The sequence below is a fragment of the Chryseobacterium lactis genome (assembly GCF_003815875.1).
GTDB classification, from domain to species: domain Bacteria; phylum Bacteroidota; class Bacteroidia; order Flavobacteriales; family Weeksellaceae; genus Chryseobacterium; species Chryseobacterium lactis.
The window spans coordinates 4,722,897-4,747,237 of record NZ_CP033924.1 but is presented as its reverse complement, the minus strand read 5'-3'; the positions used below and the strand labels follow the sequence as shown (position 1 = coordinate 4,747,237).

The 24,341-nt window shown below is 34.9% G+C and carries 20 protein-coding genes; 18 read left to right on the top strand and 2 right to left on the bottom strand.

The genetic code is table 11. The features are described 5' to 3' along the window. Positions 1 to 13: 13 nt before the first annotated feature. Positions 14 to 319, bottom strand: coding sequence for a DUF493 family protein (locus tag EG342_RS21200; protein WP_103289606.1), 306 nt, complete (start codon positions 317 to 319; stop codon positions 14 to 16). A 40-nt stretch (positions 320 to 359) separates the two neighbouring features. Then, entirely contained in the window at positions 360 to 1,031 is a 672-nt protein-coding gene (locus tag EG342_RS21195; protein WP_103289603.1) for a DUF4197 family protein, read from the bottom strand. A gap of 349 nt (positions 1,032 to 1,380) precedes the next feature. On the opposite strand from EG342_RS21195, the gene EG342_RS21190 reads away from it, so the two are divergent. The 18 genes from EG342_RS21190 (at position 1,381) to EG342_RS21130 (ending at position 24,292) form a co-directional block, all read left to right on the top strand. Further along, a complete protein-coding gene (locus EG342_RS21190; RefSeq protein ID WP_103289600.1) occupies positions 1,381 to 4,221 on the top strand; it encodes a SusC/RagA family TonB-linked outer membrane protein in 2,841 nt (946 codons plus the stop codon). Between the two features lie 4 nt (positions 4,222 to 4,225). Next, on the top strand, positions 4,226 to 5,677 hold the full coding sequence (locus tag EG342_RS21185; protein WP_103289599.1) for a RagB/SusD family nutrient uptake outer membrane protein: 1,452 nt from the start codon (positions 4,226 to 4,228) through the stop codon (positions 5,675 to 5,677). 69 nt (positions 5,678 to 5,746) lie between these two features. Further along, entirely contained in the window at positions 5,747 to 7,138 is a 1,392-nt protein-coding gene (locus EG342_RS21180; RefSeq protein ID WP_103289597.1) for a glucoamylase family protein, read from the top strand. A gap of 219 nt (positions 7,139 to 7,357) precedes the next feature. After that, a complete protein-coding gene (locus EG342_RS21175; RefSeq protein ID WP_103289595.1) occupies positions 7,358 to 8,053 on the top strand; it encodes a carboxylesterase family protein in 696 nt (231 codons plus the stop codon). Positions 8,054 to 8,274: 221 nt separating this feature from the next. Next, positions 8,275 to 10,602 (top strand): beta-glucosidase BglX, encoded by a 2,328-nt coding sequence (gene bglX / locus EG342_RS21170; RefSeq protein ID WP_103289592.1) that lies wholly within the window; start codon positions 8,275 to 8,277, stop codon positions 10,600 to 10,602. A 96-nt stretch (positions 10,603 to 10,698) separates the two neighbouring features. Continuing rightward, positions 10,699 to 11,088, top strand: a complete 390-nt coding sequence (locus EG342_RS21165) for a hypothetical protein (RefSeq protein WP_103289589.1) — start codon at positions 10,699 to 10,701, stop codon at positions 11,086 to 11,088. A gap of 176 nt (positions 11,089 to 11,264) precedes the next feature. Then, on the top strand, positions 11,265 to 11,678 hold the full coding sequence (locus EG342_RS21160) for a hypothetical protein (protein ID WP_103290468.1): 414 nt from the start codon (positions 11,265 to 11,267) through the stop codon (positions 11,676 to 11,678). A gap of 266 nt (positions 11,679 to 11,944) precedes the next feature. After that, positions 11,945 to 14,350, top strand: coding sequence for an outer membrane beta-barrel family protein (locus tag EG342_RS21155; protein WP_123868148.1), 2,406 nt, complete (start codon positions 11,945 to 11,947; stop codon positions 14,348 to 14,350). A 140-nt stretch (positions 14,351 to 14,490) separates the two neighbouring features. Beyond that, positions 14,491 to 14,661 (top strand): class I lanthipeptide, encoded by a 171-nt coding sequence (locus EG342_RS25265; RefSeq protein WP_164465216.1) that lies wholly within the window; start codon positions 14,491 to 14,493, stop codon positions 14,659 to 14,661. Positions 14,662 to 14,750: 89 nt separating this feature from the next. After that, complete coding sequence (locus EG342_RS25260; protein ID WP_164465216.1) at positions 14,751 to 14,921, top strand: class I lanthipeptide; 171 nt, start codon at positions 14,751 to 14,753, stop codon at positions 14,919 to 14,921. A gap of 89 nt (positions 14,922 to 15,010) precedes the next feature. Then, the gene (locus EG342_RS25255; RefSeq protein WP_164465216.1) at positions 15,011 to 15,181 is read left to right on the top strand and encodes a class I lanthipeptide; all 171 of its coding nucleotides are present in this window, start codon (positions 15,011 to 15,013) and stop codon (positions 15,179 to 15,181) included. Positions 15,182 to 15,270: 89 nt separating this feature from the next. Then, positions 15,271 to 15,441 (top strand): class I lanthipeptide, encoded by a 171-nt coding sequence (locus tag EG342_RS25250; protein ID WP_164465216.1) that lies wholly within the window; start codon positions 15,271 to 15,273, stop codon positions 15,439 to 15,441. Positions 15,442 to 15,530: 89 nt separating this feature from the next. Then, positions 15,531 to 15,695: a class I lanthipeptide gene (locus EG342_RS25245; protein ID WP_164465215.1), complete on the top strand. Its 165-nt coding sequence runs from the start codon at positions 15,531 to 15,533 to the stop codon at positions 15,693 to 15,695. A 63-nt stretch (positions 15,696 to 15,758) separates the two neighbouring features. Beyond that, complete coding sequence (locus EG342_RS21150; RefSeq protein ID WP_103289571.1) at positions 15,759 to 16,928, top strand: lanthionine synthetase LanC family protein; 1,170 nt, start codon at positions 15,759 to 15,761, stop codon at positions 16,926 to 16,928. Continuing rightward, positions 16,918 to 18,078 carry a lanthionine synthetase LanC family protein gene (locus EG342_RS21145; RefSeq protein ID WP_103289570.1) on the top strand — a complete coding sequence of 387 codons (1,161 nt, stop codon included), beginning with the start codon at positions 16,918 to 16,920 and terminating at the stop codon, positions 18,076 to 18,078. The genes EG342_RS21150 and EG342_RS21145 overlap by 11 nt, the downstream gene beginning before the upstream one ends. A gap of 3 nt (positions 18,079 to 18,081) precedes the next feature. Then, on the top strand, positions 18,082 to 19,035 hold the full coding sequence (locus tag EG342_RS21140) for an LLM class flavin-dependent oxidoreductase (protein ID WP_103289569.1): 954 nt from the start codon (positions 18,082 to 18,084) through the stop codon (positions 19,033 to 19,035). Between the two features lie 5 nt (positions 19,036 to 19,040). Then, positions 19,041 to 22,094, top strand: coding sequence for a lantibiotic dehydratase (locus EG342_RS21135; RefSeq protein ID WP_103289566.1), 3,054 nt, complete (start codon positions 19,041 to 19,043; stop codon positions 22,092 to 22,094). Further along, entirely contained in the window at positions 22,091 to 24,292 is a 2,202-nt protein-coding gene (locus EG342_RS21130) for a peptidase domain-containing ABC transporter (RefSeq protein ID WP_103289562.1), read from the top strand. The genes EG342_RS21135 and EG342_RS21130 overlap by 4 nt, the downstream gene beginning before the upstream one ends. Positions 24,293 to 24,341: the final 49 nt, after the last annotated feature.

Genomic DNA, 24,341 nt, shown 5'->3' with positions numbered 1-24,341 from the left:
AGCCTTTTATTTTTTACAATAGAATAACGCCTTCTATTTTTGCTACTTCTTTATAAATATGCACAACCTGATCCGCATCCAAAACAAATGCATTGATGTTGCAGGCAGTGTATTTTCCATTTTTGCTTTCGCGGTTTCCTAATGTAAATTTGATGTTATCAAAAACTTTGTAAATTTCAGTAAGTTTTGATTGGTCTGTAGGAATAATAAATTTAAATAAATAATCCTCTGGAAAATCATGATGACCTTCCAGTTTTTCCTTTAAAGACTTATAAAAATCTTCAGGACTTGCGTGTTGATTTCCTTGTAATATATCCATCTGCAATTGTTAATATAATATAAATATAGCGAAAATTTTCCTATTTTCCAAATGGCCCCAACAGGGATTTGGAGTTCTGATGCTCGTAATCTTCGATAATATTGAACAGTCCGTTAACCAGTTGTTCAGAAGCCAGTTGGCTTAATCCACCTGCATTTACCGTATTATTATTTCCTCCTAAAAGACTTCCCAGAAAATTGCTTCCTGATAAAGCTGTATTAATGGTTTTAACGATTCCATATTCATTGAGCTTCTCATCTACTTTTGGTGCAATGGCAGAAATAAGTTGTTGGGAAGTTTTTTCTTTCAGAATTTGTGTAGCAGTTGTACCCTGAATGATTCTTGAAACATCTTGTGCGTTCAGGCTGTTGACCGCACCCTGAAGTATAGGCTTTGAGGTGTTCACTGTATACGCTGCTGCCTGAGCAATGAAATCTCTTTCCTTGGCAACCAGGGAAGGAGCCACTTTTTCCAGCATAGAATTAATATCTCTGAGTTCCTTTGGCAGGGCTTTGTCTACCATATTGTTCTGAAGAAATGCTTCTTTACTTGTATAAATGCCCACTCCTTTATCAATTCCGTTGAGTAGGATTCTTTTAATAATAGAAAGCCCCATATCAGAAGTAGCCAGCGTTGTACAAGACTGCACAGTAGTTGTGATAACTGCACCGGTTCCGATAATAAGAGCGGCTGCAATGATATATTTTTTCATTGATCTTTTTATTGCTTTTTTCAAAAACTGCACCAAAGGTAGATACTATTCTTTATTTAACAAAATATTAAATTCAAGAAGGGTATTTGGTGATTTTTTTTGTTAAAAACATCGTTTTCCCGTTAGTAATATGATGGTAAATTGGTGAATATTTTTAATATAAAATCATAAAACGTGATTGATTTTCATTTTTTAAATAATAAAATGTTATTGTTTTTAAATTTTTAAGATATTTTAACACCGTTCGATATTTTTTATATTTTTGACTAATGTCTTTTTTTGAGAAATTAATTTGCCTCAAACAGAGCCATTAAACTGAATTTGATTGTACGAATAAAATTGAAACTATATGAAACAAAGTAATTTAAAGTATTCTTGTCTCATCGCCGTGTTATATTTCGGCATGAACGTGAATGCGCAGGTTACATCAGACTCTGCCAAAGTTCAGAAAATTGACGAAGTGGTCATGATCGGGTACGGGAGTCGTAAGAAAGTAGATAATACTACTTCGATAAGCTCTATCAGTGCGGAGGAAGTTACCAGAACTAAGGTATTAAACGCTTCACAAGCTATTCAGGGTAAAGCAGCGGGGGTACAGGTAACTGCATCAGATGCGCCCGGTTCAACACCAACTGTTATGATCAGGGGGCTTGGGACTGTTTTAGGAGGAAGAACACCACTCTATGTTGTTGATGGAATGTTTACTGATAACATTAATAATATCAATTCCAACGATATTCTTACGTATGATATCCTAAAGGACGCTGCTGCTTTAGCGATTTATGGTAACAGAGCTGCCAACGGAGTTATCATCATTACAACAAAATCAGGAAAGGGAAAATTAAGTGTTTCCTATGATGGTCTGGTAGGATTCAGAACTCCGTTAAAGACGATCAAAATGGCTAATGCTTCGGAATTTGTAAATTATAATAATGCAGGTTCTAAAAGCGATTTTATAAGTCCTAATCAACCCTATAACACAGATTGGTTCAAAGAAATAACAAGGACAGGGGTTTATAATCAACACAACCTTTCCATTTCCGGTTCTTCAGAAGCTGCAAAATACTTTTTAAGCTTAGGGAATTATGATGAGCAATCTATTCTGAACGGAACCAACTACAACAGAACTACCGTTAGAACAAATAACGAGTTCAGAATTACTAAGGGAATCAGATTAGCTCAAACGTTAAGTGCTACGTTTACAAATGATACCCCTAAATCATTCGGAGCATTTACCAACGCTTATAAGCAGGCTTCAGTAGTTCCGGTATATTACCCGAATGGAAAATATGGACAGCCTATTATTAATAAAGCTACCGGTGAACTGGGTTATGAGGGAGGAAGGTTTAATAATGTGGCAAATCCTGTAATGCAAATGGCCTATGACAATCAAAGAGCTAAAAACTTCTTATTGCAGGGCGGATTGAAGCTGGATATTGATATTATTAAAGATTTAAAGTTTACTTCTCAGTTTAGCGGCGAATATGGTAACTATAAATATTATAATTTCGTAAATTCAAGAGCTCTCTGGCTGGATAGTGATCCAATGAGAACGGAGGCTCAATACTCAGCAACATCTCCAAAAACAAGATTAACCAATAAGAGTCAGAATTACTATAATTGGTTAATTAATAATTATCTTACCTACACCAAGAAAGTAGGAGATCATGATATTGAATTGGTGGCAGGTACGGAAGCATCCGTAAAAAGTGGTCTTGAGACAACAGTTATCAATAGAAAAAATGTTCCTGTTTCACCGGATTACTGGAACCTTAGCGGAGTTGATTATTATGGAGACTTGTTCAGCGAGGGCGATACAAAAGCTATTGAATCCATACAAGGAAACAGAAATACAACCATTTCATATTTCGGAAGATTTCAGTACAAATTTATGAATCGTTACCTGTTAAGCGGAACAATCAGAAGGGATGGTTCTTCTCAGTTTGCAGCGGGTCAAAGATGGGGAACATTCCCATCATTCGGTGCAGGTTGGATTATTTCTCAGGAGAACTTCATGCAGGACGGATTCTTTGATATGTTGAAGTTAAGAGGAGGATGGGGTAAGATTGGTAATCAAACTGTACCTCTGAACTATTTACCACTTTCGCTTGGATCATCTTACAATTATGGATATGGAAACCCTTCTGTAAGTAATGGAGTCACTGTAAACAAAGGATATGATCCGGACTTAGGTTGGGAAGTGACAGAGGAATCTTCCTTAGGACTTGATTTTGGAATCCTGAATAATAGATTAACCGGTACTTTTGATGTTTACAACAGAAAGACCAAAAACCTTATTTTAGGTGTAGTGCCGTACATGTCAACGGGAATTTCCGAGCTGAACTATTCTCACATGGGAAGTGTTGTGAACAAAGGTTTTGAAGTAAGTTTAAATTGGGCAGATAAAGTAGGACAGGATTTTTCATATTCCATTGGTGCTAATTATTCATATAACAAGAATACACTTGCCAGTATGGATACCTCTAAACCTGTTTCCCAAATCGTAGGAGGAAACCTGGGCAACGGAATAGATACTAAACTTTTCAACGCTTCTGCAGTAGGATATGCATTAGGTAGTTTCTACTTATATGAGGCTGATGGTTATAATGAAAAAGGAGAATTGAAGTTTAAAGATTTAAATGGTGATGGAGTTATAGATGCTAAAGACAAAAGCTTTTTAGGTTCTTACATTCCGAAATCAACTTTAGGTGTCAACGTTTCTATGTCATACAAAAACTGGGATTTTGCACTTAATGGATACGGATCTTTCGGATTTAAAGTATATAATGGTAAGAAGGCTCAAAGAAACGGTGGTGAAAATGTAGAGGCTTCCGTGGCCAATAATTTCTGGACACCCAACAACACAAATGCTGCAAACCCCGTAAACCCCGCAAATATTCCGGTGGCGTCGACATTCTATCTTGAAGACGGGGATTTCTTCAGAATTAATAACATTTCAGTAGGATACACATTTAAAAATGTAACCGACTACATGAAATCAATTAAACTGTATGTAAGTGCAATTAATCCTTTTGTATTCCAGAAATATTCAGGATACTCTTCGGAATTATCAGGTTATAATCCTACAGATACTACAACGGAAGGAGATCCGTATAAAAGAGCAGGTATTGAATTGGATGCATACCCTACCTTAAGATCTTTTGTATTTGGTGTTAATCTAAACTTTTAAAAAAATGAATAAGAAATATATCATAGCAGCTGCATTCCTGATTTTAGGTGCTGTAAACCAAAGCTGTAGTAATGACTTTATTGATGTGTCACCTACGGAAGCAATTCCAGAATCGGCACTTGGTGAAATATATAATAACGATGAAGGTGCCAATAGTTTAGTAACAGCTATCTATGCTAAATTTTTAGATTGGAATATGAGTACATTTGCCTGGATTGGCGTAACATCCATTGTTTCGGATGATGCTGATAAAGGTTCCAGTGCAAGTGATTCCGGTTCAGATAAAGATATCCTGGATGCTCTGAATTTTACAGCAGCAACTCCATCATTTAAAGAATTATTTGCTTCCAATTATCAGGGGATCAACAGATGTAACCAGGCATTGAAATATCTTCCTTTGTTGGATAAAGCAAGTCCGGATTTACGTAAAAGACTGGAAGGTGAAGCTAAATTTTTAAGAGCATTCATGTACTTTACGCTTGTAAGGTCTTTTGGAGGAGTTCCTTTAGTAGACCATATTTCAGTAACAGGAGTTGAAGCTGATAAAATCATGGCACTTACAAGAAGATCAAAAGAAGATATTTACGCTTTCATCGAAAAAGATCTTAAAGAAGCTGCAGAAGTTCTGCCAACAAAAACCGGAGGAGAAAGAGCAACAAAAGGTGCTGCACATGCTCTTTTGGCTAAGGTTTATCTTTATCAGAAAAAGTGGCAGTTAGCAGTAGACGAATCTAATTTGGTTACAGGATATTCACTTACAGCTAATTTCCAGGATATTTATAAAGTTTCCGGAGAAAATAATGCTGAATCTATCTTTGAAATCAATGGTTCTGGGGGAACCGGAGGAAGAGCTATTCAGCAATACAGTCAGGTACAAGGCGCAAGAGGTACTACCGGATGGGGATGGGGATTTGCAACTCCTACGCAAGGATTATATGATGCCTATTCAGCTGGTGATACAAGAAGAGATGCTACAATCATCCATAGAGATATGACTTTGTACGATGGTTATTATGTAGGTCCAAATACAGATAATAAATTCTACAACTATAAAGCCTATTCATCAAATTACAGAGATCAGGCTTCAACAGATGTAAATATCCGTTATCTGAGATATGCGGAAGTTTTATTAATCAAAGCTGAAGCAATGAACGAACTGGGTCAGACTTCTTCAGCTATTCCTTTCCTGAATCAGGTAAGACAAAGAGCTGGGATTGGAGGTACTACGGCAAGCTCACAAGCAGATGTAAGAACAGCAATCTGGAAAGAAAGAAGATTGGAACTTGCATTTGAGCATGACAGATGGTTTGATTTGGTGAGAACAGGTCAGGCGGCAGCTGCCATGGCTGCAGATGGCGGAAAAGTATTCAAGGTTGGAACCCATGAATTATTCCCACTTCCTCAAGACTTTATCATGGAAGCCGGAGGATTGTCTCAACAAAACCCTGGTTATTAATATAAAATCATAAATTGAGAGGAGAGTGAAAATTCTCCTCTAATTTTATAAACCCGTAAACAATTTTCAATGAAAAGGACTCTGCTTTCAATGGGTGTAACCTCTTTACTCTTTGCGTATTCATGCAAAAACACTCAGATTTCCAAACAGGAAATGACCCCGGATAAAACGATTAGCAACAGCATTACCGATGAACAGCTCATGGATAAGGTTCAAAAAGATGCCCTGAAATATTTCTGGGACTATGCCGAACCCAATTCCTTTCTGGGAAGAGAACGTTATCATGAAGACGGTATTTATCCGGATAACGATAAACATGTAATTACTACCGGTGGTTCCGGGTTTGGATTAGCAACGATATTGGTTGGCGTTGAGAGAGGGTTTATTCCAAGAGAAGAAGCCGTAAAAAGACTTTCTCATATTATGAGTTTCCTGGCAAAGGCTGATCGCTATAAAGGAGCCTGGTCACATTGGATTAATGGTGAAACTGGAAAAACAGTTCCTTTTGGTAAAAAAGATAATGGTGGGGACCTTGTAGAAACTGCATTCCTTACTTCAGGAATTCTGATGGTTCGTGAATATTTCAAAAACGGAAACAGAGACGAAAAGTTTTTAGCTGCAAAATGCGACATGCTCTGGAGAGAAATAAATTGGAACTGGTACACAAAAGGAGGTGAAAAAGTCCTATACTGGCACTGGTCACCGGAATATCAATGGGAAATGAACTTTCCGTTGGAAGGATATAATGAATGCCTGATTACCTATATTTTAGCAGCTTCATCTCCAACCTATTCCATCGATGCTGAAACGTATTATAAAGGATGGACGAGAAACGGGACTTATCTTACAGACAAAACAAAATACGGGTTGCCGCTTTATGTAAAACACAACTACGCAGAAGAATACGGTGGACCTCTTTTCTGGTCTCAATATTCCTACATCGGGCTTGATCCTACAGGATTATCCGATAAGTTGGTGAAAAATTATTTTGATATCAATAAAAACCAATCGCTTATCGATTATAAATATTGTGTCGAAAATCCAAAACAATGGAAAGGTTATGGTAAAAATTATTGGGGGCTGACAGCCGGATATACCCGAAATCAGGACGGAACCACAGGATATACCGCTCACATGCCTACCAATGACAACGGAGTGATAACACCGACTGCCGCCTTAAGCAGCTTTCCGTATACTCCAAAAGAATCAATGGATTTTCTGAGATTTATGTATACAAAAAAGCCCCAATTCATTGGGACTGCAGGACCTTACGATGCTACCTCCATCCATTATAATAATTGGTTTACTCCAAGATACCTGGCAATCGATCAGGGAACTATTGCTCCCATGATTGAAAACTACCGAACAGGATTTCTCTGGAGGTTATTTATGAATGCTCCGGAGATTCAGCAAGGATTAAAAAAACTGAGTTTCCAATCTGCAAGATATGGGATAAAGTAAATCAAATAAATCTCGCTGCTGTGTCTGATAAAGCAGGTCTCTGATTTTGTTTACACATAATAATCTGCTTAATCTGTAAAACCTGCGAGAGAAAAGACAATATACAGAAAGATGTATTTTCAATAGAAATGGTAAAGTGCTGAGCTTAGTCTAAGGATAGCCCATTTAAAATAAACAAAAAACCAATTCCAAAGGCTTTAGCCAAAATCTAAAAGCATAATGAAATTAAAACATATTCCCCTTTTATTGCTGCCATTGTCCTTACCGCTTAATGCCCAGGAAATAAAAGCAGAACTTAACAAAGAAATTAAAAGGTCAGAAAAGATATCTTATATCCTGGATTATCCCCAGAATGCAAAAGGGAACGTTCCTTTGATTGTCTTTCTTCACGGTTCAGGAGAAAGAGGGAATAATCTTGAAATGGTTAAAGCACACAGTCCTTTTACTTATAAAGAACTAATCAAAGAACCGGTTGCCATTTTGGCTCCGCAATGTCCGGCCGATAGGTGGTGGGATACCGTTACCATTTATAATCTGATCAGGGAAATTCAGAAAAAATATAAGATTGATGCTTCCCGAATTTATCTTACAGGACTTTCTATGGGAGGTTGGGGAACTTTGAAACTGGCAATGGAACATCCTGAAATGTTTGCTGCGGTGGCTTCAGTTTGTGCACCTACGGATCAGGTGATGACCGCCAACATTCAACAATATAAAAATTTGAATATGAAAATATTCCACGGAGGAATAGATGATGTTGTATTGCCGGAGAATGCTTTTAAATTTTATCAAAAGCTTCATCCCGTAAACCCATCAGCAGAATTGGTGATTTTCCCGAACGATAATCATAACTCCTGGGATTCTGCCTATTCAGATCCTAAGCTATATGAGTGGATGCTTTCAAAAAAGAAATAAAATGGGAAGACATGAGTCGAAAATGACGGATGTCTCCTATGTAATGAGTCATTATTCAGGATATGTAAAACCTTGAAATGATGTAATAATATTGAATAATTTTCCTATTTTTGATTATTGTCTTTTTTGGAGACAATAAAAAAGTGAAGATTTGAAATAAATCAGTTAAAAAAAATGACGCTTTTTGCGTTAATCAAATAGAACAATAAGAAGTTAGATTTATGAAAAAACTAATCGTACTTGCCGCCTTAGCCCTTTCACCGGTATTTTCGGCGCAGGAAATGGTAGATAAACCCGTACAGTCTTATCAGACAGCTCAATATCAGGCAAAAAAGAAAGCTTTTGTAGATAATCTTTTATCTAAAATGACATTGGACGAGAAGATCGGTCAGCTCAATTTGCCGACTTCCGGAGATTTTACGACAGGACAGGCTCAGAGTTCAAACATCGGAAAGAAAGTAGAGCAGGGATTGGTAGGTGGATTGTTCAATATAAAAGGAGCAGATAAAATAAAAGCCGTGCAGAAAGTAGCGGTTGAAAAAAGCCGCTTAAAGATCCCGATGATTTTCGGAATGGATGTTATTCACGGATATGAAACTACTTTCCCTATTCCATTAGGATTAGCCGCTTCATGGGATATGAATCTGGTCCAGCAATCTGCAAGAGTGGCCGCTAAAGAAGCCGCTTCTGATGGGATCAACTGGACGTTTTCGCCAATGGTGGATATTTCCCGCGAACCAAGATGGGGAAGGGTTTCCGAAGGTTCCGGTGAAGATCCGTATTTGGGAAGTGAAATTTCAAAAAATATGGTATACGGTTACCAGGGAAAAGACCTTGCAAATGGTACAAACATTCTGGCATGTGTCAAGCATTTTGCATTATACGGAGCAGGTGAGTCGGGAAGAGATTACAATACGGTTGACATGAGCCACGTAAGAATGTTCAATGAATATTTTCCACCTTACAAAGCAGCAGTCGATGCCGGAGTAGCTTCTGTTATGGCTTCTTTTAATGAAGTGGATGGTGTACCTGCAACAGGAAACAGATGGCTTCAGACGGAAGTCTTAAGAAATCAATGGAAATTTAAAGGGTTTGTGGTAACAGATTATACCGGAATCAATGAAATGGTAGACCATGGAATGGGAGATCTTCAGCAGGTTTCTGCTTTAGCCCTAAAAGCCGGTGTAGATATGGATATGGTAGGCGAAGGATTTTTAACCACTTTAAAAAAATCTTTAGCTGAAGGAAAAGTTACCCAAGCCGAAATCGATACCGCAGCCAAAAGAATTCTCGAAGCAAAATACGATCTGGGCTTATTTGATAACCCCTACAAACATGGTGATGCAAAATTGGCAGCCAAAGAGGTTTATAATATGGAAAACCGCAACATCGCAAGAAATGTTGCCGCTCAGTCAATGGTTTTGATGAAAAATGAAAACCAGGTATTACCGTTAAAAAAATCAGGAACCGTGGCTGTAATCGGTCCGTTGGTCAATAACTCAATGAACATGGCGGGAACATGGAGTGTAGCAACTAAACATGCTATTTCCGTAAATATGATGCAAAGCCTTCAGGCTAACTACGGTAAGGAAGTGAAATTCCTTTCTGCTAAAGGCGCGAATATTGATTATGATGCCAAATTAGAAGATATTTATGCGGCTCATGGTAAAAAAACAGACCGTGATAACCGTTCAAAGGAGGAATTATTAAAAGAAGCCGTTGAGGTAGCCAATAAAGCGGACGTAATTGTGCTTGCCATCGGAGAATCTGCGGAAATGAGTGGTGAATCTTCATCAAGAACCGAAATTACAATTCCTCAGTCGCAGGTTGATTTATTAAATGAATTAAAAAAGACAGGAAAGCCAATTGCAATGGTGCTTTTCACAGGTCGTCCATTGGCTTTAACCAACGTGAAAGATACTCCTGATGCCATTTTAAATGCATGGTTCCCCGGATCTGAAGCTGGAAATGCAATTGCAGATGTTCTTTTCGGAAAAGTAAACCCATCAGGGAAACTTCCGATGACCTTCCCAAGAAGTCTGGGGCAGGTTCCAATTTATTATAATGCTAAAAATACGGGTCGTCCGTTAAGTCAGGATAAAGTTGAAAAATGCACCTACGAAAGGTTCCGTTCCAATTATATGGATGAATGTGTTACTCCGTTGTATGCTTTCGGATACGGATTGAGTTATACAAAGTTCAATTATTCTGATATCAGTGTTTCTAATGCCAATCCAAAAGGAGATCAGACGATTCAGGCATCTGTAACAATTACGAATAGTGGAAACTATGACGGGGCAGAGGTTGTTCAGTTGTATATAAGAGATAGAGTAGGAAGTATTACGAGACCTGTAAAAGAATTAAAAGGTTTCCAGAAAATATTTTTGAAAAAAGGAGAATCTAAAAAAGTAACCTTTGATATCAATCCGGAAAGTCTGAAATTCTACAACGGAGATCTGAAATATGACTGGGAATCAGGTGAATTTGACATTATGATCGGTACAAGTTCAGATGAAGTGAAGCTCACGAAAATCAATTGGACAAGGTAATAGAGAGAAAAAGTTTTTCACAGAAATGTGTTTTATGTTTTTTTTGGCATGATTTTTTATAGTACCCACGCAGTAATATAAATAATACAAAACAACATGAAAAAAACAATTTTACTTAGCGCAATGTTCCTTGGTACTTTAGTATTTGCACAAAAAACACCGGTATTAGGTGGTGACAGAGATGCACACGGATGTATTGGATCGGCAGGGTATACGTATTCACAGATCAAAAAAGACTGTGTAAGAACTTTTGAACAAAAAATAAAGCTCAAAGAAGTTTCTACCAACGGAGACTATATGGCTGCTGTTATTTTCAGCAAAGACATGAAAAAAGCTGAAGTTTTTGTGAAAGATGCAGAAGGAGGAAGTGTAATTCTTACCAGAGCGGGAAAAGCTAAAGCGTGGAAAAATGAAGGTTACGTACTGGTTCCTTTCAAAAAAAGCGGATATCAGCTTAAAAAGGATAATGTCGTGATTTATCAATAAAATCAGGTTTTAAAAAAATCAGACCATTCATTGGAATGGTCTTTTTTTTGTGCAAGCCGGCAAATTATTTTGACAAATAAAATCTCCTAATTATGGTTTTTTTGTAACTAATAATGAAATTAATATCTTTATTGTCGAAATACTTTTACCAAACTGAAAACATTAATAATTTAAATATGAAAAAAACAATTTTATTTAGCGCTATGTTCCTGGGCTCTTTGGCTTTTGCTCAACAAAAAGCTCCGGTTTTAGGAGGTGATAGAGATGTTCATGGCTGTAAGGGTTCCGCAGGGTATACCTACTCACAAATCAAAAATGATTGTGTAAGAGTTTTTGAACAGAAAATCAAATTAAAAGAGGTGAACTCGGATAAAAGCTATACTACGATGACAGCAGTCATTTTTAGTAAAGATATGAAACGAGCTGAAATTTTCATTCCTGATGGAAATGCAAAGAGTATTATTCTTGAAAGGGAAGGGAAAAATAAAATCTGGAAAAGCGGAAGCTACATTAAGGACAATTATCTTTTGGTTCCTTACAAGAAAACGGGTTACCAAATTAAAAAAGATGATGTTGTGATTTATCAATAAAATCAAGTCTTCAAACGACTAAAAGCCACTCGGAAGAGTGGCTTTTTTTGTTTTGTATTTTTCATTTCAATGGTGATGATTGTTAATTAAAAACTATAATGTTTTGATATTGGAGTAAAATTTTAATTTCATTTAACATAATAAAAAAAAATAAAAAAAATATTGCTGAGTCAAAAATATCCCTATATTTGGATTTAATTGTTTTTCAATAAATAGAGAAATACATTAAAATATACATAAGTATATGAGTAAAAACTAGTATAATCGTGAAACGAAAGAAGATGAGATGTAGAGTACCAAGGCTAATTTTATTGGTGATATTTTTTTGTTTCGGAGCTGTTAGCCAGGCACAAAGCATTACGGGAAATGTACTGAATGCAGGCCACAAAAAACTTTCAGATGTAGAAGTCATTGCTATGTCTGAGGCTAACGAAAAATTTTCTTCTATAACGGATATTAATGGTCAGTTTCAGATCAAAGTTCCTAAAGAAGGGAATTATACTATTCAAATCATACAAAACGGAGAGCAACTTATAAGTGAAAAAACATTAATAAATAGTGATCTTCATAAAGATTTTAAAATCGAGGCTGTTCAGAATATCGAGGGTGTTGTAATAAAATCTGAAAAAAGATTAATAGATCGGAAAATAGACCGACTCGTTTTTAATGTTGAAAAATCAGTATCTGCGCAGGGAGGTGATATTTTGGATACCTTAAGGGTAATCCCCGGAGTTCAGGTAAAGAATGATGAGATATCAATTATAGGGAAAAGCGGAGTTTCTGTACTGCTTGATGACAGAATTGTTCAGCTTAGTGGAAATGATCTGGTGAACTATCTGAAATCGATTTCATCTGATGATGTCAAATCTATTGAAATAATCACTACTCCGCCTGCAAAGTACGATGCTCAGGGAAATAGCGGACTTATTAATATTAAATATAAAACAGGAAAAAATAATAACTGGAATGCTTCGATAAGAGGTTCTTATACCCAAAAGACTTATGCATTGGGTGCTGTTGGGGGAAACTTTTTATACAAAAAGAATAAGCTTGCAGTAAGCAGCAATTTTAGTTATTCGGAGGGGGCACAAAAAAATATTGATCAGAATGTGATGGGTTTTTCCAGCGAAACATGGGTTGGATACCAGCCGAGAAAAGTAACCTACGACCCGTCATTGGGATTTAGGGTTGGCGCAGACTATGATATCAGTAATAAAATTTCATTAGGGGCAATTTTTTTAACGCAAGTCAGCAATATGAAAATTAATAACAGGAATAATGTAATCTCAGTATTTGATAATTCGATGCTTAATAAGCAGTACGATATTATTACAAATGCTCAGTCAAATTCAAAATCACCTGCCAACTCACTTAATTTTCATGCGTTGTATAAAATAGATAGTGTAGGAACAAAACTGAGTCTGGACGTTGATTATTTTAATTATAAAGAAAAATCAGATTATAGGTTTACTTCGGGAAATTTTTACAACGACGTTGAAGATATTTCAACCCAACAAAATGGCTCTAATTACGGAAAACTGAATCTCAACAATACGTCTGTGAAATCTGATCTGGAAATTCCAATGAAAGGCTTAAAATTAAGCATGGGAGCTAAAATATCGTTTTCCAATACCACGAATGATCTGAGTTTGTTTAATTTGAACCTTGGAGAAACGGATCCCGGATACAGACAGGTAAATAATTTTGATTATAAGGAAAATACTCAGGCAGGCTATGTTTCTGCAGAAAAGGCAATTGATAAATGGACTTTCCAGCTGGGATTAAGAGCTGAAAATACCAATATTAAAGGGAGTAACAGTAATGAGACATTTACCAGAGACTATATCAAATTTTTCCCTACGGCCTATGTATTATATGCTGTGAACAAAAATAGCAGTCTTTCCGCCAATTACAGTAAAAGAATCAACCGGCCTTCATTTGAGTTTCTTAATCCGTTTAGAACAGTTACAAACCAATATACCTATATAGAAGGAAATCCTTTTTTACAGCCTTCATATACTGATAATGTAGAAGCCAATTATACCTATAAAAACTGGGCGAATAAAATTTATTATACAAGATTAAGTGATGGTTTTCAACAATTACCGGTTATTGATCCTGTTACCAATATTCAGATCGTACGACCTGAAAATTATTTTGAAACCAACACTTTTGGTATTAATGAATCTTACACATTCAAAGCTTTCAGCTGGATAGAAACGGTAGCTTCAGCCGATGCTTTTTATTCGGATTCGAAATCTTTAGTGAACTTCACGAATCCTAGTTTAGCAGGATGGAATCTCGGGTTTTCTGTTTACAATACTTTAAACCTGAACAAAAGTAAAACATTGCAGGCGGGCTTAAATTATGAATACAGCTTACCAGGCGTTCAGGATATTTATAAATCGACTTCAAGATCGAATATGAGCATTAGCTTTGCTTACAGTCTGCTCAATAATAATTTGCGACTCGGATTGGTAGCCAATGATCTGTTTGATGGTCAGAGAACTACTTATTCCGCTTATTCAAACGGTGTGAAAATATCATTCAAAAATTATTACGATACCCGGAATTTCAGAATATCGATAACATACAAATTTGGAAACAAAAAGGTATCTGTAGAACAAAAAGATTTTGGAAATGAAGATGAAAAAGCAAGAGCATCAAGCTAAAAACTGATTGACTTACTGATTATTTCTTAGTGCGCAATAAGAGAGAAAAGTATCAATATATTATTTGCAAATAAGGTCCAGTAAAGAGTTTTATGACAATAAAAGATAACTCACAATTACAAAACATTAAATCAACTATCATGAAAAAGTTAAAACTAAACAAAGGTCTTCAAATCAACAAAGAAGCAATCAGCAAATTACAAGACGAACAAATTAAGAGCATCAAAGGGGGAGCAGCAGCTTTTTCTTGTGTAGGTGGATCTTGTAATAACAATACAAAAGAAGCTACTAAGCTACAAGACCCTTCATAGTCTATTAAAACTATTATTTAGAAAGGGGTTGACTTCTCAATCTCTTTCTTATTTAAATAAAACCATTTTAAATCATTAAATCAACCATTATGAAAAAGTTAAAATTAAACAAAGGTCTTCAAATCAACAAAGAAGCAATCAGTAAATTACAAGACGAACAAATTAAGAGCATCAAAGGGGGAGCAGCAGCTTTTTCTTGTGTAGGTGGATCTTGTAATAACAATACAAAAGAAGCTACTAAGCTACAAGACCCTTCATAGTCTATTAAAACTATTATTTAGAAAGGGATTGATTTCTCAATCTCTTTCTTGTTTAAATAAAACCATTTTAAATCATTAAATCAACCATTATGAAAAAGTTAAAATTAAACAAAGGTCTTCAAATCAACAAAGAAGCAATCAGCAAATTACAAGACGAACAAATTAAGAGCATCAAAGGGGGAGCAGCAGCTTTTTCTTGTGTAGGTGGATCTTGTAATAACAATACAAAAGAAGCTACTAAGCTACAAGACCCTTCATAGTCTATTAAAACTATTATTTAGAAAGGGGTTGACTTCTCAATCTCTTTCTTATTTAAATAAAACCATTTTAAATCATTAAATCAACCATTATGAAAAAGTTAAAATTAAACAAAGGTCTTCAAATCAACAAAGAAGCAATCAGTAAATTACAAGACGAACAAATTAAGAGCATCAAAGGGGGAGCAGCAGCTTTTTCTTGTGTAGGTGGATCTTGTAATAACAATACAAAAGAAGCTACTAAGCTACAAGACCCTTCATAGTCTATTAAAACTATTATTTAGAAAGGGATTGATTTCTCAATCTCTTTCTTGTTTAAATAAAACCATTTTAAATCATTAAATCAACCATTATGAAAAAGTTAAAATTAAACAAAGGTCTTCAAATCAACAAAGAAGCAATCAGTAAATTACAAGACGAGCAAATTAAGAGCATCAAAGGAGGAGCAGCTGCTTTCTCATGCGTTGGTGGATCTTGTAATAACAACACTAAGGTGCCAACAAAATTACAAGACTAAGAATACTTTTTAAGTTTCCTGGAAGAGACTGTCTAAGAGCAGTCTCTTTTTTATAAATATACTATGGATGTAAGCTCAGATAAATTGTACGATAAAATAAGCAGCATTAAAAGCTGTCTGGAAAAAAGTAAGGAAAAATTACAAGGCATTGGCCTTTCCAATGGGATTTTGGGGTTGTCATTATTTTATTATTACTGCTTTTTGGATTCTAAGGATGAATACTCTTTAAATCTTTCTTTGGAAATAGTAGAAGAATGTATAGAGAAATTAGATGGAGATTATACCAGTTTTACAACCAAAACAGATATCATTCAGCTAGGACTGTATCTTCAATTTCTTACCCATCATAATGTATTGAAAGAGGATGAATTTATGCTGGAATTTGATCAGATCGTTCTTGAAATTACCAGATTAGAAATCAACAATAAGAATCTTGACAATATTTCAGGTGCATTGACCGGGGGAACCTATTTTTTATCACGTTCAACAGACAGTGACCAGACTGAAATATTATTGGAAATTTTCAATTTGATTGAGCAAGAAAGTATCAGATTGAATGAAGATATGATCTACTGGGAGTTTGATTTAAGAGGTGAAAAAAATATTGAACTCAACCTTCATCATGGTAGTGCGGGAATTGTATCATTTTTATTGAAACTTTATACCATCACTGCTCTTCATAAAGATAAATGTAAGGAAATGATCTACTCAGCCATCAATTTCATTTTATCTCAAAAAAAATATGGTCAGATTAATATGTTTCCTCAAAATGCCTTTACTGAAGACATGTTGGGATATCATAATTTTACTTACGGTGATATTGGGATTGGCTATATCATTACAGAAACAGGAAAGAAATTTGAAGACGATTTTCTGATTAGTGAAGGATTAGAAATATTAAAAAATGCAGCTCTTTACAGGGATCCGCACAAAGAATTTATCAAAGATGCCAATATTATCTATGGAGCTTCAGGCCTGAATTTACTTTTTGCCCATTTTCATGAAATATATGGAATGGATGTATTTAAGCAAGCTGAAGTTCATTGGTATCATGAGATCCTCAAATTAGGAAATGAGAATAGTCAATGGGCGGGCTATAATACCTACTTTAACGGAACATATGATTTTGCCCAACTTAGTCTTTCTCAGGGATTAGCCGGTATAGGTATAAACCTGCTGAATAACAAGAAATCTACCCCTTCATTTTTAAGATTACTCGGATATGATATATGATAATTTATTGCACACAGATATTGCAGATATTTACAAAGAAAAATTTTTAAACTTCGATTTTTCAACATTGAATGACGATATATCTCTTGGAAAACTAAATGTTGCCAATTACTTTCTAGTATGCTATAAACATACGAAAGACGAGATTTATCTTGATAAAATTGTTGAATTACTGGAAGTAATCTTTACCAATCTGGAACATGAAACTAAAGAGAATTTATATAAAAAATCAACTTTTATTGACGGTTTAACGGGGCTTGCGTTTACCTTAAAATTATTGATCGCGGAGAATATTCTGGATGCAGAAGACTTTGAAGATCAGTTAAACACTATTGATGAGATCATTTTAGAAAATAGTCTGGAGATGATAGCCAATAATTATTTTGATTATCTGGGCGGACCTTTTGGAAACCTTCAGTACTTTTTGCATTGGCAGGCTACTCCGGAAAAAGCAGACCGGATTATACAATCACTACAAAAATTTAATAATTCATTCTACACTATATGTGATAACCCATACACACAAGGATATAATTTGGGATTAAAACATGGGTATCTAGGAATTATAAAAACATATATCGATTATACTCTGATCTTTGGAGAGAATCCTGTAGTTCGCAGAGGTATAGAAAATCTTTTAGACTATATTATCGATAATTTAAATGAGGACTACATCGCTGAAAATGTACATATTTATAAATACCATTCTATCCATATCAAGGATGATCAATTCATTAAACATCAAAACAACAGGCTGGCATGGTGTAATAGTGATCTTACTTTCGCTTACTATCTGTTGAAAGCAGGAAAGCTTTTAGACAATGATAAGTATATAGGTCTTTCTCAAAAAATAGGATTGGAAACGACTAAAAGAAGCCCTTCGACTGTGACAGGGGTAGAAGATGAGCATTTTTGTCATGGCAGTTCAGGTCTTGCATTTTTATATCACAAACTTCATCAGCTAGATCCTCTGGACATTTATAAAGAAAAGTGTGAAGAATGGAAAAACAAGACGCTGGAGTTTCTTGAGGAAGCTAAAGATCAGGAGTTTGCTATAAGAGATTTGTCCTTGTTATATGGGAAAACAGGAGCATTAGTGGTTCTCGAAGGAACTTATGAGAATAGTAATTATTTTGAATTTTTAACATAAGAGATGGAAGATTTACAAATTAAATTAGGCATTATTGATTTAGGGTATCGGGAAACTTCTGATTCTGTAACAAGTATCAGCGAGATTATCGATTATGCAGTTGAAGCAGAGAATTACGGATTTTCAAGATTTTGGCTGGCAGAACATCATTATACCCACATTCAAAATCATCCGTATACCAATCCTGATATTCTTATTTCTTTAATTGCAGGATCTACAGAAAGAATAAAAATTGCATCAGCCGGCACATCGATCAATTTGTATACTCCTTATGCAACGGTTTCTACTTACAAGCTGTTGAATAATCTGTTTTATGATCGTATCGCATTAGGGCTTTCAAAAGGAATTCCCGATAGTACTTATATTCAGAATGCATGCAATGTAGATCGGAATAATAACTTTAGTAAGTTTCAGGATAATTTCAGGGAAATAATTGATTTACTGGAAAATGAAGAAGAAAATCTACAATCAAAATCAGTTTTAATCCCTCCTTATAAAGGATTGAAACCCGAGTTATGGCATCTTTCTACAAGCTTTAATACTTTTCATAAGACCGTAGATATCAATATGAATCATTGCATATCTGTATTTCACAATTTTGGACAGGATATTCATAATCTAGGGTTTGATAAGGATCATATCAATAGATCAAGTCAAGAGTTTTATTCAATTCACGAAAGAAAACCTGGATTAACGATTTCTTTAGCAATCATTTTGGAAGATACTCTTTCGGTGGCTAAAGAAAAAGTTGAAAATTTAGAAATGGAAGCTAAAAAGAATTCTGTAGATCCATTTATTATCATCCCATCAACGATTGATACTTTGCAGGAATTACTTCAAAAATGGCAGCAGGATTTTGGAATCCACGAATTCATCATTTATGATCTTGCCCCAACAAATGATGAAAAAATAAATAATTTAAAAAAAATAAGCGAGAAATTTTCTCTTAGCGTTTAAATATTATGAAAATAAGCTTCTTCAATACTGCATTTATAAGAACTCCGTTGTTTCAACTGGAAAAATATAATGATGTCCCAGATAGCCATACGAATCTATATGATTTTATAAAAAACTTATGGAATAATGTGCAGTTCAGAGATGCTCTTTATGTCGCTTCATCTGAATTATATGCTGAATGGGAAAAGATTATTTTTTTTAAAAGATTGCCGGAAAAGGAAGAAAAAAAAATAGGTCTTTCCCTGCTTAAATATTATATCAGATCTGTTTCCAGATCAACTCCGTTTGGATTATTTTCTGCATATTCTCTGGCGAAAATCAATGCTGAGGAAGAATGTTCAGATCAGGAATATAAGAGATACACAACATTGGATCTTTCTATAGTATTCAAAATCGTTCGTCTGCTTAACAGTTTACCATCAGTACAAAATATTCTAAAATATACACCCAATTATTCATTATATAAATCAGGGAATGGGTACAGATACATCGAAATAAAATTAAATGGTAAAAGAGAACATGTCCTTACATCCTTGGAGGAAGATGAGGTTTTGAATATTCTTTTTCCATTTTGTGCTACCCCAAGATCTGTCAGAGAAATAGCAGCATTTATTGATGAAAATGTAGAAGATGTAACTGAGGAAGACATACAGATGTATATTTCAGGTCTTATTGATAGCCAGGTTATTGTAAGTAATCTGGACGTTTGTATTAACGAAACTCACCCTCTTCTTCAGATTTTTAACTTCTTGGAAGACCACAATACAGAATTGCAATATGATGCAAAATTTGAAGAAATATATAACAATCTTTCTGCTATGCTAGCTGGTTTTCGAAAATTAGATGAGCAGGTATTCAGTGATACAACAAAGATTTATAATTCAGTCTACGAAAATATTGATCAGATTATACAGACTCAGTACGACAAAAAACAAGTCATCAACTCAAATCTTAAAGTAGCTTCTCCTGTAAAGCCTTCAAACGAAGATTTAAAAAAAATAAGAAAAGCAATCAATATATTTTCCCATTTGACCCAAAATGCAGAAAATACCGGAAGTAAGCAAAATCTGGAAAAATTTAAAGAAACCTTTTATAAAAGATATGAGGATAAGGCAATTCCATTAACGACCGCTTTGGATAATGAAACAGGAATCGGATATAAGCAGGATAATAACGTTTTCAGTACATTTTCTGATCTGATTGATGATATCGAGTGGAATTTTGCTGCCAGCTCAACCAATAATCTTACCTACCAAAATCAGTTACACAATTTTTGGAGAACAAAACTTATAGAAGCTTCTCGTTATAAAGATAAAGCGCTTGATCTCGAAAATATTGACCTTTCTGCATTTTCGGAAACCAAAGTAGAAAACTTACCGGCTTCCTTTTCAGCAATGTATAATAAGGCCGGAGATAAAATTATTATTGAAAGCATTGGTAATAATAGTGCGATCAACCTTATTGGAAGATTCTCAAACCTGGATAAGGAGGTTGAAGAACTGGCTTCAGAAATTGTTCAATATGAAAATGCTGATGACAATATTTTACATTGTGAATTGTTACATGTTCAGGACGACAGAGTAGGGAACATTCTGGCCAGAAATGTGAAACGCAGCTATGAAGTTTCTTTTTTGACCACCGGTTCGGAAAATACGGAACAAATAAGTCTGGATGACATTTACATTAAAGTCTGGAACAACAGGATTATTCTTTTTAGTAAAAAACATAATAAAGAAATTAAAATCTACAATTCCACAGCGCACAATTACAATTATAATGCATTGCCTATTTATGAATTTTTGTGCGATTTTCAACATCAGGATCATTCATCGTATCTGTTCATGAACTTTGGAAAAGCCAATAATGCCGTATTCAAGTTTTTCCCCAGAGTCACTTGTGGAGAAGACCTTATCTTATCAGCTGCCACCTGGAAAATAAGTATAGATGATATTTCCGGAAGTTATGATTCTTTATTAGAACACCTGAATGATCATAAAGTGCCAAGGTATTTTTATCTTGTACAGGGTGATAACACATTTCTTATAGATCAGAACAATGATCTTCTTACCTCAATTCTGTTTGAAGAATTGAAAAAACATAAAAATGTATATGTAAAAGAATGTATTTATGATATAGAAAAAGACAACTACGCGAATGAAATAATTTTATCATTAAAAAATGAAGATTTTAAGATAAATTCTTCGCTTCACAGGATCACAGACGATGCCACTCGTGAAAAATTTATTCCCGGAGATGAGTGGTTGTACTACAAAATATATACCGGTGTTAAAATCGCCGATGAAATTCTGATCTCTTGTTTGAAGCCGTTAGCACAAGATCTTATTAACAGAAAATTGATAAAAGAATGGTTTTTTATAAGATATAATGACCCTGATTTTCATATAAGATTCAGAATGAAAATCACATCGGCAGAGGAAGTGGGATCCATTATAGCATCCTTCAATTTGAACATTAGAAATTATATTGAAAATGGAAGTATATGGAAAGTTGAGCTGTCAACCTATGATCGTGAACTGGAAAGATATGGATACAATATGATAGATCATGCTGAAAAAATATTTTACTATGACAGTGAGCTGGTAACTGATATTTTAGAGTCCCATTCAGAAAAACAGGATGTTGGATTGTGGATGATTGCGTGTCAGACAATTAATCAATATTTGGATGCCTTTGAATTTAGTGATGATGAAAAACTATCTGTTTTGGAGAGTTTGGCGGCCAGGTTTAATGATGAATTTAATGTTGATAAAAATATAAAGAAACAGATGGACAGAAAATTCAGAGATCATCAGAATCTTCTGTCTTCAATCATAGAAAGATCAGATTATCATGATATAACAGAAAATAGATTTTTGAAAATAAAAAAAATCTGTAAACATCTGAGCCCCCGGAAGAGAGAGTTCATTGACAGTATTATCCATATGCATGTTAACAGGTATATCAAAGCCAATGCAAGAGCACATGAACTTTTGATATACAATATTCTGCATAAGTTTTATAAAGAAAGAATCGGGAAAATGAAATTTAATAAAGTATGAAGTTCACACCACAACACGATAGGATGGATTGCGGACCGGCATGTTTGAAAATGGTTCTTAATATTCTGGGAAAAGATTATCCGATCCAATATTTGCGAAAGCTATCTCATATCTCTAAAGAAGGAGTATCCTTGCTTAGTATCAGACAGGCTGCCGATGAGCTTGGCGTAGAAACCATTGCGTCAAAAATAAATATAAATACCCTCAATGATCATGGTACTTTGCCATGCATTTTGCATTGGAAAAAAAAGCATTTTGTCGTTCTTTACGATGTCAAAGAATCTATCTGGACAAAAAAGAGAACCTATAAAGTGGCAGATCCTGCTTATGGATTAATCAGCTTATCCGAAAGTGAATTTGAAAAATTATGGCGCTCTGACGAACATGAGGGAATCGCACTCTTCGTCAATCCTACACAGAAATTTCATGACCTTGCTCCTCCCGCTGTAGATGAATTAACGACTAAGCATCTTCTTAAATATGTAAAACCTTACAGAAAACAACTCTTTACCATGTTCTTGCTATTATTGGTAGGAAGTGCTCTGACTCTGGTTTTTCCATTTCTTACCGAAGCTCTGATTGATAAAGGGGTGAATGCAAAGAATCTTAATTTTATCTTTATCATACTTCTCGCCCAGTTGGGAGTGTTTCTGGGGTCAATTATCATCAATATCTTCAGAAACTGGCTGATGCTGTATATAGGAACTCACCTTAGCATCAATATTATCTCAGAATTTTTACAGAAAGTTTTAAAACTTCCGATCAATTTTTTTGATAGTAAAATGATTGGTGATTTTTCACAACGAATAGCAGATAATGAAAGGATAGAACAGTTTTTAACTTCAAATAGTTTGCTGACTTTTTTCTCTATTATCACATTTTCTGTCTTTTTTGGGGTGTTATTTTATTATGATTATAAAATACTGTTGGTGTACTTGGTATTAACTGCTTTATCTGTATTATGGTCGGTAATATGGCTTAAAAAAAGGAAAATGCTGGACTACTACCGATTCCAAAAGAGAGGAGAAAATCAGGAAATTATCTACGAAATGATTAATGGAGTATCAGAAATGAAAATTAATCAATTTGAAGATTTTAAACGAAAAGAATGGGAAAAAATACAGCAGAAACTCTTTAAAATAAATATGAGATTCCTAAAGATCGATCAGATGCAGCTTTCAGGATTCGAATTTATCAACCAATTAAAAAACATTATCGTTACCTTTCTGGCTGCCTCATTTGTTGTAAAAGGACATATGACCTTGGGAGCCCTACTGAGTGTTTCTTATATTATAGGGCAAATGAATTCACCGATCAATCAGTTGGTAGATTTTTTCAGGTCGTTACAAGATGCGAAGTTAAGCTTGGTTCGTTTAAATGAAGTACATGAGCATGCGGAAGAAGAATCAGAAGGATTAATTGATCTTACTCATGAAAAATATGCCAAGAAAAACGGTATAGAAAGAGGAATCTATCTTAAAAATGTTTCTTTTCAGTACGAAGGGCCTCAGTCTCCATATGTTCTCAAAAATATTAATATGTTTATTCCGGAAGGAAAAATTACAGCTATTGTAGGAGCAAGTGGAAGCGGTAAGACTACATTAATGAAGATGCTTTTGAAATTCTATGATCCGGTAGAAGGAGATATCTATCTTAATCATGCCAACCTTAAAGAAATTTCACCGCGTGAACTGAGAAAAAATTGTGGGGTGGTAATGCAGGATGGCTATATATTTTCTGATACAATTGAGAGAAATATTGGAACCAGTGATGAGATCATAGATGAATCTAAGATGAAACGATCTTTGCATATTGCCAATATACAATCGTTTGTAGATGAATTGCCTCTAGGTTTGAATACAAAGATAGGAGCTTCAGGTAACGGTATTTCGGGTGGACAAAAACAAAGGATTCTAATTTCAAGAGCTGTTTATAAAGATCCTCATTTTATCTTGTTTGACGAAGCTACTTCAGCATTGGATGCGGACAATGAAAAAGTGATTCACGATAATTTGCAGGAGTTTTTCAAAGGGAAAACAGTTATTATTATTGCCCATCGACTTTCTACCGTTAAAAATGCCGATAACATCGTTGTTCTCAAAAAGGGTGAAATAGTAGAACAGGGAAGTCATCAGGAATTGGTGAATAACAAGGCGAATTACTACCATCTTGTAAAGAATCAATTGGAACTAGGCTAAAATAGATAGAGCTGATGAACGAAGATAGGAGCTGTTTTATTTCTTGTTT

Bases quoted from the DNA above. Each gene is read 5' to 3' on its own strand.
- EG342_RS25260 (WP_164465216.1), top strand. From the start codon at position 14,751: ATGAAAAAGTTAAAATTAAACAAAGGTCTTCAAATCAACAAAGAAGCA.
- EG342_RS25250 (WP_164465216.1), top strand. From the start codon at position 15,271: ATGAAAAAGTTAAAATTAAACAAAGGTCTTCAAATCAACAAAGAAGCA.
- EG342_RS21135 (WP_103289566.1), top strand. From the start codon at position 19,041: ATGAAAATAAGCTTCTTCAATACTGCATTTATAAGAACTCCGTTGTTT.
- EG342_RS25265 (WP_164465216.1), top strand. From the start codon at position 14,491: ATGAAAAAGTTAAAACTAAACAAAGGTCTTCAAATCAACAAAGAAGCA.
- EG342_RS21180 (WP_103289597.1), top strand. From the start codon at position 5,747: ATGAAAAGGACTCTGCTTTCAATGGGTGTAACCTCTTTACTCTTTGCG.
- EG342_RS21130 (WP_103289562.1), top strand. From the start codon at position 22,091: ATGAAGTTCACACCACAACACGATAGGATGGATTGCGGACCGGCATGT.
- EG342_RS21160 (WP_103290468.1), top strand. From the start codon at position 11,265: ATGAAAAAAACAATTTTATTTAGCGCTATGTTCCTGGGCTCTTTGGCT.
- EG342_RS21150 (WP_103289571.1), top strand. From the start codon at position 15,759: ATGGATGTAAGCTCAGATAAATTGTACGATAAAATAAGCAGCATTAAA.
- EG342_RS21200 (WP_103289606.1), bottom strand. From the start codon at position 319: ATGGATATATTACAAGGAAATCAACACGCAAGTCCTGAAGATTTTTAT.
- EG342_RS21190 (WP_103289600.1), top strand. From the start codon at position 1,381: ATGAAACAAAGTAATTTAAAGTATTCTTGTCTCATCGCCGTGTTATAT.
- EG342_RS25245 (WP_164465215.1), top strand. From the start codon at position 15,531: ATGAAAAAGTTAAAATTAAACAAAGGTCTTCAAATCAACAAAGAAGCA.
- EG342_RS21195 (WP_103289603.1), bottom strand. From the start codon at position 1,031: ATGAAAAAATATATCATTGCAGCCGCTCTTATTATCGGAACCGGTGCA.
- EG342_RS25255 (WP_164465216.1), top strand. From the start codon at position 15,011: ATGAAAAAGTTAAAATTAAACAAAGGTCTTCAAATCAACAAAGAAGCA.
- EG342_RS21140 (WP_103289569.1), top strand. From the start codon at position 18,082: ATGGAAGATTTACAAATTAAATTAGGCATTATTGATTTAGGGTATCGG.
- EG342_RS21145 (WP_103289570.1), top strand. From the start codon at position 16,918: ATGATATATGATAATTTATTGCACACAGATATTGCAGATATTTACAAA.
- EG342_RS21175 (WP_103289595.1), top strand. From the start codon at position 7,358: ATGAAATTAAAACATATTCCCCTTTTATTGCTGCCATTGTCCTTACCG.
- EG342_RS21185 (WP_103289599.1), top strand. From the start codon at position 4,226: ATGAATAAGAAATATATCATAGCAGCTGCATTCCTGATTTTAGGTGCT.
- EG342_RS21165 (WP_103289589.1), top strand. From the start codon at position 10,699: ATGAAAAAAACAATTTTACTTAGCGCAATGTTCCTTGGTACTTTAGTA.
- bglX (WP_103289592.1), top strand. From the start codon at position 8,275: ATGAAAAAACTAATCGTACTTGCCGCCTTAGCCCTTTCACCGGTATTT.